The sequence below is a fragment of the Oryzibacter oryziterrae genome, assembly GCF_021864535.1.
GTDB classification, from domain to species: Bacteria; Pseudomonadota; Alphaproteobacteria; order Rhizobiales; family Pleomorphomonadaceae; genus Pleomorphomonas; species Pleomorphomonas oryziterrae.
The window spans coordinates 23,579-34,291 of sequence record NZ_JAKJIC010000032.1 but is presented as its reverse complement, the minus strand read 5'-3'; the positions used below and the strand labels follow the sequence as shown (position 1 = coordinate 34,291).

Annotated in this window: 10 protein-coding genes and 1 pseudogene; 8 read left to right on the top strand and 3 right to left on the bottom strand. The window is 65.2% G+C overall.

Annotated features, from left to right (window positions below; all coding sequences use genetic code 11):
- On the top strand, positions 1 to 454 hold a 454-nt coding region (locus L2I41_RS20675), incomplete at its 5' end, for a TOBE domain-containing protein (RefSeq protein WP_237155522.1).
- Between the two features lie 9 nt (positions 455 to 463).
- Here L2I41_RS20675 and L2I41_RS20670 read toward each other — a convergent pair.
- A complete protein-coding gene (locus L2I41_RS20670; RefSeq protein WP_237155521.1) occupies positions 464 to 2,269 on the bottom strand; it encodes a potassium/proton antiporter in 1,806 nt (601 codons plus the stop codon).
- A 437-nt stretch (positions 2,270 to 2,706) separates the two neighbouring features.
- Between L2I41_RS20670 and L2I41_RS20665 the strand changes: the two genes are divergently transcribed.
- The 4 genes and pseudogenes from L2I41_RS20665 (at position 2,707) to L2I41_RS20650 (ending at position 6,424) form a co-directional block, all read left to right on the top strand.
- The gene (locus L2I41_RS20665) at positions 2,707 to 4,485 is read left to right on the top strand and encodes an ArnT family glycosyltransferase (RefSeq protein ID WP_237155520.1); all 1,779 of its coding nucleotides are present in this window, start codon (positions 2,707 to 2,709) and stop codon (positions 4,483 to 4,485) included.
- Between the two features lie 46 nt (positions 4,486 to 4,531).
- Positions 4,532 to 5,146, top strand: a pseudogene (locus L2I41_RS20660) (phosphatase PAP2 family protein); the annotation flags it as partial.
- 207 nt (positions 5,147 to 5,353) lie between these two features.
- Positions 5,354 to 6,091: a glycosyltransferase family 2 protein gene (locus tag L2I41_RS20655; protein WP_237155524.1), complete on the top strand. Its 738-nt coding sequence runs from the start codon at positions 5,354 to 5,356 to the stop codon at positions 6,089 to 6,091.
- A 15-nt stretch (positions 6,092 to 6,106) separates the two neighbouring features.
- On the top strand, positions 6,107 to 6,424 hold the full coding sequence (locus tag L2I41_RS20650; protein WP_237155519.1) for a lipid-A-disaccharide synthase N-terminal domain-containing protein: 318 nt from the start codon (positions 6,107 to 6,109) through the stop codon (positions 6,422 to 6,424).
- Here L2I41_RS20650 and ruvX read toward each other — a convergent pair whose 3' ends face one another.
- The gene (gene ruvX, locus L2I41_RS20645) at positions 6,425 to 6,919 is read right to left on the bottom strand and encodes a Holliday junction resolvase RuvX (RefSeq protein ID WP_237155518.1); all 495 of its coding nucleotides are present in this window, start codon (positions 6,917 to 6,919) and stop codon (positions 6,425 to 6,427) included.
- A 114-nt stretch (positions 6,920 to 7,033) separates the two neighbouring features.
- Here ruvX and L2I41_RS20640 point away from each other — a divergent pair, with 114 nt between their 5' ends.
- A complete protein-coding gene (locus L2I41_RS20640; RefSeq protein WP_237155517.1) occupies positions 7,034 to 7,732 on the top strand; it encodes a metal-dependent hydrolase in 699 nt (232 codons plus the stop codon).
- A 16-nt stretch (positions 7,733 to 7,748) separates the two neighbouring features.
- On the opposite strand, the gene L2I41_RS20635 is transcribed toward L2I41_RS20640, so the two are convergent.
- Positions 7,749 to 8,639: a GGDEF domain-containing response regulator gene (locus L2I41_RS20635; protein ID WP_237155516.1), complete on the bottom strand. Its 891-nt coding sequence runs from the start codon at positions 8,637 to 8,639 to the stop codon at positions 7,749 to 7,751.
- A 265-nt stretch (positions 8,640 to 8,904) separates the two neighbouring features.
- On the opposite strand from L2I41_RS20635, the gene gatC reads away from it, so the two are divergent.
- Positions 8,905 to 9,192 carry an Asp-tRNA(Asn)/Glu-tRNA(Gln) amidotransferase subunit GatC gene (gene gatC / locus L2I41_RS20630; protein WP_237155515.1) on the top strand — a complete coding sequence of 96 codons (288 nt, stop codon included), beginning with the start codon at positions 8,905 to 8,907 and terminating at the stop codon, positions 9,190 to 9,192.
- Between the two features lie 44 nt (positions 9,193 to 9,236).
- Positions 9,237 to 10,712 (top strand): Asp-tRNA(Asn)/Glu-tRNA(Gln) amidotransferase subunit GatA, encoded by a 1,476-nt coding sequence (gene gatA, locus L2I41_RS20625; protein WP_237155514.1) that lies wholly within the window; start codon positions 9,237 to 9,239, stop codon positions 10,710 to 10,712.
- Position 10,713 lies beyond the last annotated feature (1 nt).

The window sequence follows — 10,713 nt, the reverse complement described above, 5'->3', positions numbered from 1 at the left end:
CGAGCAGGTGGGCGCGCCGCTCGACCTCTACGACAACCCGGCCAACCTGTTCGTCGCCGGCTTCATCGGCTCGCCGAAGATGAACTTCCTGAAGGGCGTCATCGCCGGCACGGAAGCGGGCAAGGCCTTGGTGCGCCTGCCCGATTTCGGCGACGTGACCGTCCCGGTTTCCGTCAAGGCCACCGGTCTTGCCACGGGCACGCCGGTCACCTTCGGCATCCGTCCCGAGCATTTCGACGAGGCCGGCAGCGCCTCGATCGCGGTGGTGGTGGACATTCTGGAGCATCTGGGCGGTGAGACGCTGGTCTACGCCCGCGCCGTCTCCGGCAACTCCGACCTCGTCACCATCTCGGCCAGCCACCGCGAGGCCGGCAAAAGCGGCGAGACCCTCACCGCCCGCTTCAGCCCCGACAAGGCGCTGCTGTTCGACGCGGAAGGCAAGCGGATTTATTGAGGCGACGGTTCACTCAAGCCCGAGAATTTCGCGCAGGCGGCGGCTCACAAGGCTGCCGCCGTTTTCGTTGCGCGTGGGCAGGGAAAGATCCACGATGTCCTCGAGCCTGAGGCTGGCGCGGATCAGCTGGTGATCCTCGACGCCGCGCGCCATCAGTTCGGCGAAGGAGCCGAGCGGGATGCGGCTGCCGACACGCAGCTTGGCGCCGCACTGGGCCGCAAACGCCTCCTGCACCGACAGGCCGGACAGCGGCTTCGGCAGGGCAATTTCGTAGAAGGCCGCGAGGTCGTCGAGGCTCGCGTCCGGCGCCACCGCAAACTCGCCGAAAGAGCCGCGCTTGGCCGCGTTCACGGCGTCCTGGGGCAGGGCGGCGAACATGCGGTCGAGCTTGTGCACCTTCTCTTGCGGCGCCAGGAAATAGGCATAGTCGCCGATCTTGAGATTGCCGGCCTCCGCGGCGTTCTTCACCTCGCCCTCGCGCACCACCAGCACGCATTTCAGCCAGGACGGCATGGAGGTCGGGCGCAGGAAGGCATAGCTGTCGGCGCGGATCGGATAGCCCACCAGTTCCTTGTCCTGCTGGCCGGGCAAGTCGATCTCGATGCGCTGCGTGGCGGCGGCGGTGCGCTTCAGCGCCATGCCGAACCAGCGGGCGGCTGGCGCGATGGTCCAGCCCTGCACCAGCAGCGACACGATCACCACGAAGAAGGCGACGTTGAAATACATGCTGGCATTGTCGACGCCGGCCAGTGTCGGAATGGCGGCGAGGAAGATCGACACCGCGCCGCGCAGGCCGACCCAGGAGATGAAGTTCATCTCCTGATTGGTGAAGCCGAAGGGCTTGAGGCAGAGCCAGACCGCCACCGGCCGGCCGATCAGGATCAGGAAGGCCGCCACCGCAAGCCCCTGCGGCGCATAGGAAATCAGCTCGGATGGCGTCACCAGCAGGCCCAGCACCAGGAACATGACGATCTGGCAGAGCCATGTGGCGGTGTCGTGGAAGTTCACGATCGAGGGGAAGGCACGCACCGTCTTGTTGCCCACCACCAGACCGGCAATGTAGACGGCAAGGAAGCCGGAGCCGTCCAGCATGGACGTTGCCCCGAACAGCGCGATGGCCAGCGCCACCACGAACAGCGGATGCAGACCGGCGGGCAGGGTGAGGCGATTGAGCGCAAACACGGTGACGGCGCCGCCGGCGAGTCCGAAGGCACCACCGAGCACCGCCTGCTTCAGGAGCGACGTCACTGTCGAAAAACCCGGCGCCACATGGGCGACCGCCACTTCCGTCAGGATGATGGTCAGGAACACCGCCACCGGGTCATTGGAGCCGGATTCGATCTGCAGGATCGAGCCGATGCGCGGCTTCAGCTGCAAGCCGCCGGTGCGCAGCAGGAAGAACACGGCAGCGGCGTCGGTCGAGGCGACGATGGAGCCGAGAAGCAGGCCCTGCGGCCAGTTGAGGTGGAACAGGAAGGAGCCGAACAGTCCCACCAGCAGGGAGGTCAGCGCCACGCCCGCCGTCGCCAGTACGAAACTTGGCGCGAGAGCGTCCCGGGTTTCGGACAGCCGCGTGCGCAGACCGCCATCAAACAGGATGATGGCCAGCGCGCAGGAGCCGATCTGATAGGTCGCCTGATAATTCGAGAACTGAATGCCGCCGATGCCGTCTTCGCCGGCCAGCATGCCCACTGCCAGGAAGACCAGCAGCAAGGGGGTACCGAAGCGGGAGGCCAGCAAGCTTGAGAGAATGCCGAGCAGGATCAGGATCGCGCCAAGGGCGAGGCCGAAATTCGCACTCGCGATCTGTTCCATGTCCTCTCCCTCTGCTCTTGCGTTGCGCCACCACCTTGTCAGCGTAGAACGGCAAAAATAAGAAAAGCTTGAATCATTTCCATAATTTGACGGTCGCAACCGTGTTTGTCCATTGGTACTCCTTTCATCCCTTGGGTTGATCCGGAACCGTCGCCCTCGAAGCTGCGGTGTTTGGCTCGCGAGCAAGGACTTCAGCTGCAAATCCGTGCGCCGCCCACGGTCGACCAGAGGCATTCCACGGGATCGACGTTTGGTACCGGAGGTCGAAAAAAACGACTGCCAAATGCACAATTTTTCCCGAACCGTGCTATGACGCGCTGAATGCCTGCCCTGAAGTGTGCTTGCGCGTGGTTGACGCCCGTGCAGGCCAGTTTTGGCGTCGGCTCTAGATCGGCACCCGTTCGGCCTCGAGATCTCGAACGGTCATGGACCCGGACATGGACGCGCAACAGCCCACCTCGATGACGACGACGCCCGAAGGAGAGCCGCAGGCGCCCGTCGGCCAGGTGGACCCGGCCCCGGTCGAGGCGCCGCAATCGGTCTCGCCGGACGCCCCGGCGGTCCCGCTGTCGCCTGCGCGGCGCCCGTTCCTGCACGCCCTCAACCTTCTGTTCCTGCTGCTGCTCGGCCTTGCGGTGCTGCTGCCCGGCATTTCCAGCCTGCCGCTCACCGATCGCGACGAGGCGCTCTACGTCCAGGCCAGCAAGCAGATGATCGAAACGGGCAACTGGATCGACATCCGCTTCCAGGAGGAGCCGCGCTACAAGAAGCCGGTCGGCATCTACTGGCTGCAAGGCCTGTCGGCGCTGGCGACCGGGCAGGGGGCGGACGCCCCGCTCTGGGCCTATCGCGTCCCCTCGATCGTCGGTGCGCTGCTGGTGGTGCTGTTCACCTACGGCCTCGGCGCCCAGTTCGGCGGGGCGCGGCTCGGCCTGATCGCCGGCCTGTTCGCTGCCACAGCGCTGTCGCTCAACATCGAGGCGCGCATCGCCAAGACCGACGCCATGCTGGCGGCGACCATTCTTGCCGCGCAATTTGCCCTCGCTTCGGCCTACCTCGATCCGCAGCGTCGCCGCCTGTTCTGGCGCAACGCCCTGTTCTGGACGGCCATGGGCCTCGGCGCCCTGATCAAGGGGCCGATCACGCCGCTGGTCTCCGGCCTCACCATTCTCACCCTGTCGCTCATCGAGCGCCGCCGCTCGCTCTGGCTGTCGCTGTCGCCGCTCAAGGGCATCGGCTGGATGCTGCTGCTGGTGCTGCCCTGGCTGCTGGCGATCGGCTGGATCTCCGGCGGCGCCTTCTTCTCGGAGTCGCTGGGCAAGGACATGATGGGCAAGGTGGCTGGCGCGCAGGAGAGCCACGGCGCCCCGCCGGGCACCTATCTGCTGGCCTCGCTCGGGCTGTTCTGGCCGCTGATCGCCTTCGCTCCCATCGGGCTTGGCCATGCCTGGAGGCACCGCGCCGAGCCGCTGACGCGCTTTGCGGCGGCCTGGGTCATTCCGGTCTGGCTGCTGTTCGAGGCGGTGCCGACCAAGCTGCCCAACTACATTCTGCCGCTGATGCCGGCGGTGGCGCTGATCGTTGCCACGGGGCTCATCCGCACCGATTTTGCCACCCTCGGCCGGTTGCAGCGCTGGTTGTTCGCCTATATCCCGATCGTCGCCGTGTTGCTCGGCCTCGGGCTCAACGGCGGTTTTGTCTATGTTCAGGGACGCGCCGACCTGATCGGCCTCGGTCTCGGCGTGGCGGCAGGCGCCGCCGGCGTCGGCTGCTGGTGGCTGCTCAGCCGCGGTCGTCTCGTGCCCGCCCTCGGCGTTCTCGCGCTCACCACGGCGCTGATCTATGGCCTGGCCTTCGAGCGGCTGCTGCCGGCGGCAACTGAGCTCTGGTTGTCCGACGATCTTGCCGCGGCACTTGCCGAGGTGAAGCCCTGTCCGGCGCCCGAGGTGATCGTGGTCGGCTATCGCGAGCCCAGCGTCGTCTTCCGTCTGGGAACCAGGGTGCAACTGCCCGACGCCATCGGCGGGGCCAATGCCTTCACGGGTGCCGCCTGCGCCGTGGCCTTCGTCAATGTCGACCGCTCCACCGACTTTCTCGCCGCGCTGGCCGCCGCCTCTCCGGGCGCTGCTGCGCCGGTTCCCGTGCGGCTTGTCGAGGCGCGCAATCTCAACGCCTTCAAGTTCCGCTCCATGCAGGTCTTCGTGAAGGGCGGCTGACGCCGTCTGCCGCCCCTGCAAAGCCTCCAGCGAGTTTTGTGGCCTCATGCCCTTTCGCCCTGTCCTTGACGTTTCCGAGAGCTACCGGCGTCGTGCCCTGCCGCGCACGCTTGTCGGGCTGGCGGTGCTCGGCTGCGTTCTCCTGGTTCTGGTCGCGTCCTCCTATGACGAGGTGGCGCGCGGCTGGGCCAGCAACACGGCGATCTGGCGCGGCTTCACCCGGCTCGGCCAGTCCGACTGGCTGCTGATCTCCTCGGGCGTGCTCAGCCTGATCCTCTACTGGCAGCGTCGTCCGGCGCTCGAACGGCATGGCGTCGATCTCGGGCCGGCGCTCGCCCTTTCGGCCTTCGTCTTCGTGGCGATCGCGGGTACGGGTCTGGCCGCCGACGTTTTCAAATACGGCCTCGGCTTCCCCCGTCCCAAGCTCAGCCTGACCACCGGCGCGCATCCCTTTGCCTTCGATTCCGACTTTGCGAGCTTTCCCTCGGGCCATTCCACCACCGCCGGCTCGCTGGCGGTGATCGTGGCGCTGCTCAAGCCGCGCTGGCGCTGGCCGGCCTGGGCGCTGGCCTTCTGCATCGCGCTGTCACGGGTGAAGCTGCAGGCGCACCACCTGTCCGATGCCGTCGCCGGCGTGTCCTTCGGCGCCTGGCTGACGATTTTCATCGCCATCCGCTTTGCCCGCCACAATAAAGCCTTCGATCTGACGGAGGCGGGGTGGCCGAAGGCAAGGCGTCATGCTATCGACGCTTTTTTGCAGGATACGGCCCTGGCGCTGCGCCTGGCCTGGCAATCGGCGACCCGTCTGGTCGCCTCCGAGCCAGAGCTTTCCGCCGCTCGGCCGCTGGAAAAGGACTTGAGATCCCCGATGATACCCGCCTCCGAACCGGGCTTCGTCTCGGTCGTCATCCCCGCCAAGGATGAGGCCGACAATCTGGCCGTCATCGTGCCGGAGATCCTCACCGCCATGGCCGGTCGCGCCTTCGAGGTGATTGTCGTCGACGACGGCTCCACCGATGGCACCGGCTCGCTCATCGCCCGCTACAAGGCCGAGGGCAAGCCTGTCCGCCACATTCGCCACGAGCTGCCCTGCGGCCAGAGCGCTGCCGTGCGGTCCGGCATGATGGCTGCGCGCGGCGAGATCGTCGCCACCATCGACGGCGACGGGCAGAACGATCCGGCCTATATCCCGCAGCTCGTCGACGCGCTGGTCAGCGCCGGTCCCGCTTTCGGCATCGCGGCCGGACAGCGCCTCAAGCGCACCGACGGCTTTGCCAAGAAATATGCCTCGAAGTTCGCCAACGGCCTGCGCGGCGCCATCCTCAAGGACAAGACGCGCGACACCGGCTGCGGTCTCAAGGCGGTGCGCCGCGATCTGTTCCTCAAGCTGCCCTTCTTCCACGGCTGGCATCGCTATCTGCCGGCGCTGGCGCTGCGCGAGGGCTTCGACGTCACCCATGTGGACGTGGTCGATCGCTCGCGCATGCATGGCAAGTCCAACTACGGCATCTTCGACCGCGGCCTTCAGGGCATTCTCGATCTTTACGGCGTCTGGTGGCTCAAGCGCCGCATCAAGCGCCTTCCCACCGTTTCCGAAATCGACTGACGGAGCCTATCGTTCATGCTGTCGTCCCTCCTCACCTGGCTTCACGACGTCTTCGTCAAGCAGATCGATTTCTGGGTGATCCTCGGCTTCGTCGCCCAGGGCCTGTTCATGATGCGCTTCGTGGTGCAGTGGATCGCGTCCGAAAAGGCCAAGGATTCGGTGATCCCGGTCGCCTTCTGGTTCTTCTCGCTCGGTGGCGGTGCGCTGTTGCTGGTCTATGCGATCCAGCGCGAAGACCCGGTGTTCATCGCCGGCCAGGGCCTTGGACTGCTCATCTACATCCGCAATCTGATGCTGATCCGCAAGGCGAAGACGCGCAGCGACAACGCTTGATCAGAGCCGCCTGAGATCGTCGGCCCGCTCGGCCACGTGCAGGCGGTCGAGGAAGCCTTGCAGGATGTAGCTGGCCGCCAGCTTGTCCACCACTTCGTCGCGCCGCTTGCGCGAAGCGTCAGCCTCCAGCAGCGTGCGCGTCACGGCTGCGGTCGACAGGCGTTCGTCCCAGAAATACAGCGGCAGGCTGGTGAGCGGCTTGAGATTGCGGGCAAAGGCGCGCGTCGACTGGGCGCGCGGTCCTTCCGAGCCGTCCATGTTGACGGGAAGGCCGAGGATCAGGCCTCCGACCCGGTTTCTTTCCGCCAGCTCCAGGAGCTTGGCCACGTCTTTCGAATATTTCACCCGGGTGATGGTTTCGAGCGGCGTGGCAATGCGGAAGCCTTCGTCCGACACGGCAATGCCGATGGTCTTGGTGCCGAGGTCCAGCCCGAACAGGCGGGCGCCCGGCGCGAGGGCGGCGGTGAAGGCGAGGGGATCGAGGGGCTCTGTCATGGGCCGCTGGATAGCACCGATCACGGGGATTTCAAAATCGCCGCCTTCCCAAGGCCAACCGGCTTTACTACTCTCCGGACAATTACCGATAACGGCAAGTGGCAGGGGTAGCAGATGAAGCTCACATGGTTCGGTCATTCCGCCTTTCGCGTCGATATTGCCGGCGCTTCGATCCTCATTGACCCGTTCCTCACCCACAACCCGTCCTTCAAGGGCAAGGTCGAGGATGTGACCGGCGGGCTCACCCATATCGTGCTGACCCATGGTCATGGCGACCATCTCGGCGACACCATTCCCATCGCCCTGGCGACGGGCGCCAAGGTGGTGGCCAATGCCGATATCTGCGGCTTCCTCGGCAGCCGTGGCCTTGCCGACCTTGATCCCATGAACACCGGCGGCACCACGCAGCAGGGGGCTTTCACGGTCAGTTTCGTCAACGCCCTGCATTCGTCGGCGACGCAGATCGACGGCATCTCGCACAGCCTGGGCAATCCCAACGGCATCATCATCAAGGCGCCGGGCGAGCGCACGCTCTATCACATGGGCGACACCGACATCTTCGGCGACATGGCGCTGATCGCCGAGATCCACGCGCCGAAGATCGGCATCGTGCCGATCGGTGATCGCTTCACCATGGGTGGCAAGGTGGCGGCGCTGGCTTGCAACCGCTTCTTCGATTTCGAGACGATCGTGCCGTGCCACTACGGCACGTTCCCGCTCATCGACCAGACGGCGGATCTGTTCGTGGATTCGCTGGGGGCGTCGGCGTCCAGGGCCAAGGTGGCTCAGATCGGCGTCGCCTTCGAGGTGTGAGCAGAGGCCGCAGCCGCTACTCGGCCACCAGCACGGGCGACAGCTTGGACACGCGGTTACGGCCGCTGTTCTTGGAATGATAGAGCGCCGAATCGGCACGCCGGTAGAGATCGGCGTGCGTTTCGCCTGCGCGGTATTCGCTCACGCCGAAGCTGGCGGTCAGGGTGATGATCTTGTCCTGGTAGGGCACTTCCAGCGCGGCGATCTGTTCACGCAGATAGTCGGCGACCGACGCTGCGCCATCCAGCGGAATGTCAGGCATCACCACGGCGAACTCTTCGCCGCCGATGCGGGCGAAAATGGTGTCCGGCGGCACATGCAGCTTGCCGATGGCGCGGATGACGTCATCGCCGGCGTCATGGCCGAAGACATCGTTGATGCGCTTGAAGTGGTCGATGTCGAACAGGATCATCGACAGGCAGCCGTCGCTGGGCAGGATCTCCACGACTTCGTCGAACTTGGCCCGGAAGGCCCGGCGATTCAGCAGGCCCGACAGCGTGTCGATGGTGGCCATCTCGATCAGGCGGCGCTGCATCGTCAGCGTGCGTTCGGCGACGCGCAGGCGCGCGTTGAGTTCGTCCGGATGCGGCGGCTTGGACATGAAGTCGTCGGCGCCGGCGTCCAGCACGCTGATCGAATGCTCCGTGTCGTTGCTGGACGACATGGCGATCACATAGAAGGGACGGCCGGAATCGGCGATCACGCGCGCTTCCCAGCACAGCTCCGTGCCGGAAATCCCGCCGATTTCAAAGCTAGTGATCAGCAGGTCGGCCTGCGGCGTGCTGCGGATATAGTCCAGCGCTTCGCGGCCATCGGTGAAATAGGCAACGTCATCGCCCCGAGGGTCGAGCATGCGCTTGATGATCATCAAGCCGGTTCGACTGCCATCCACCAGCACGATATGCATGTTATCCGGAGCTCATTTTCGATAATGTTACCTGCAGTGATACATATATATAGCAAATGCCTAAGATTCAGTTGTCATACATTGATGTCCCTCCAGTGATTGTACGTATATCTCATATGCATGCTTGTTAGGCGTCAGCGGAAGCGGTCGCTTCGCCTTGATGTGCTCGGGTGATGAAATTTGCCGAAGCATCAACGATCCGGTTGGCGATCCGGCGCCGGCTCTGCTATAGGCGGACCATTCAGTTTGTTTGAGGAAACAGTCCATGTCCGTGGATACGGCCACCGTCCGCCGCGTTGCGCGTCTCGCCAGAATCAAGGTCACCGAAGAAGAAGCCGGGCGCATGACCCATGAGCTCAATTCGATCCTCGGCTTCGTCGAGCAACTGGACGAAGTGAATGTGGATGGCATCGAGCCGATGACCTCGGTGGTCTCGGTCAAGATGAAGCGCCGCAGCGACGTGGTGACCGACGGGCAGGACCCCAAGGGCGTCACGCTCAACGCGCCGCTCACCGACGACGATTTCTTCATGGTCCCCAAGGTGGTCGAGTAACCTCCCGCCCTGGTCCTTCCGCCCAGCTTTTCAGGATACCTGCCGTGACCGATCTCACCGCGCTCACCCTTGCCGAGGCCCGCGACGCCCTCAAGGCCAAGGATTTCACCGCCGTCGAGCTGACCGAGGCCTATATCGCCGCCGTCGAAGCCGCCCGTTCGCTCAACGCCTTTATCGTCGAGACGCCCGACATCGCCCGTGACATGGCCAAGGCGTCCGACGAGAAGCTCGCCAAGGGGCAGGGCGGGGCGCTGGAAGGCATTCCGCTCGGCATCAAGGACCTGTTCGCCACCAAGGGCGTGCACACCCAGGCCTGCAGCCACATTCTCGACGGCTTCAAGCCGCCCTACGAGAGCACCGTCACCGCCAATCTCTGGGCCGATGGTGCCGTCATGCTCGGCAAGCTCAACATGGACGAGTTTGCCATGGGCTCGTCCAACGAGACCTCCTATTACGGCCCGGTGACCAACCCGTGGCGCCGCAAGGGCTCGAATGCCAATCTGGTTCCCGGTGGTTCGTCGGGCGGTTCGGCTGCTGCCGTCGCCGCGCGCCTGTGCCTGGGCGCCACCGCCACCGACACCGGTGGCTCGATCCGTCAGCCGGCCGCCTTCACCGGCACCGCCGGCATCAAGCCGACCTATGGTCGCTGCTCACGCTGGGGCGTGGTCGCCTTCGCTTCCTCGCTCGATCAGGCCGGTCCGATCGCCCGCGACATGCGCGACACCGCGATCCTGCTCAAGTCCATGGCCTCGGTCGATCCCAAGGACACCACCTCGGTCGATCTGCCGGTGCCCGACTACGAGTCCGCCATCGGCAAGTCGGTGAAGGGTCTCAAGATCGGCATTCCCCGCGAATATCGCCTCGACGGCATGCCGGCCGAGATCGACGCGCTCTGGCAGAAGGGCATCGACATCCTGCGCGATGCCGGCGCCGAGATCGTCGACATCTCGCTGCCGCACACCAAATACGCCCTGCCGGCCTATTACATCGTCGCCCCGGCCGAAGCCTCGTCCAACCTCGCCCGCTATGACGGCGTGCGCTACGGTCTGCGCGAGAACGGTTCCGACATCATCGATCTCTACGAGAATTCGCGCGCCAAGGGCTTCGGTGCCGAGGTCAAGCGCCGCATTCTCATCGGCACCTATGTGCTGTCGGCCGGCTATTACGACGCCTATTACCTGCGCGCCCAGAAGGTGCGCACGCTGATCAAGCGCGATTTCGAGCTGGCCTATGCCGCCGGCGTCGACGCCATCCTGACACCCGCCACCCCGTCGGCCGCCTTCGGTATCGGCGAGAAGGCGGACGCCGATCCGGTCGAGATGTATCTCAACGACGTCTTCACCGTCACCGTCAACATGGCCGGCCTGCCGGGCCTCTCGGTCCCCGCCGGCCTGTCGGCTGAGGGCCTGCCCCTCGGCCTTCAGCTCATCGGCCGCCCCTTCGGCGAGGAGACCCTGTTCTCCGTCGGCTCTGCCATCGAGCAGGCCGTGGGCAAGTTCTCGCCGGACAAGTGGTGGTGAG

Excerpts from the sequence above, each read along its gene's own strand:
- L2I41_RS20635 (WP_237155516.1), bottom strand. The coding sequence starts at position 8,639 with ATGCATATCGTGCTGGTGGATGGCAGTCGAACCGGCTTGATGATCATC.
- L2I41_RS20670 (WP_237155521.1), bottom strand. The coding sequence starts at position 2,269 with ATGGAACAGATCGCGAGTGCGAATTTCGGCCTCGCCCTTGGCGCGATC.
- L2I41_RS20665 (WP_237155520.1), top strand. The coding sequence starts at position 2,707 with ATGGACGCGCAACAGCCCACCTCGATGACGACGACGCCCGAAGGAGAG.
- L2I41_RS20655 (WP_237155524.1), top strand. The coding sequence starts at position 5,354 with ATGATACCCGCCTCCGAACCGGGCTTCGTCTCGGTCGTCATCCCCGCC.
- L2I41_RS20650 (WP_237155519.1), top strand. The coding sequence starts at position 6,107 with ATGCTGTCGTCCCTCCTCACCTGGCTTCACGACGTCTTCGTCAAGCAG.
- ruvX (WP_237155518.1), bottom strand. The coding sequence starts at position 6,919 with ATGACAGAGCCCCTCGATCCCCTCGCCTTCACCGCCGCCCTCGCGCCG.
- L2I41_RS20640 (WP_237155517.1), top strand. The coding sequence starts at position 7,034 with ATGAAGCTCACATGGTTCGGTCATTCCGCCTTTCGCGTCGATATTGCC.
- gatC (WP_237155515.1), top strand. The coding sequence starts at position 8,905 with ATGTCCGTGGATACGGCCACCGTCCGCCGCGTTGCGCGTCTCGCCAGA.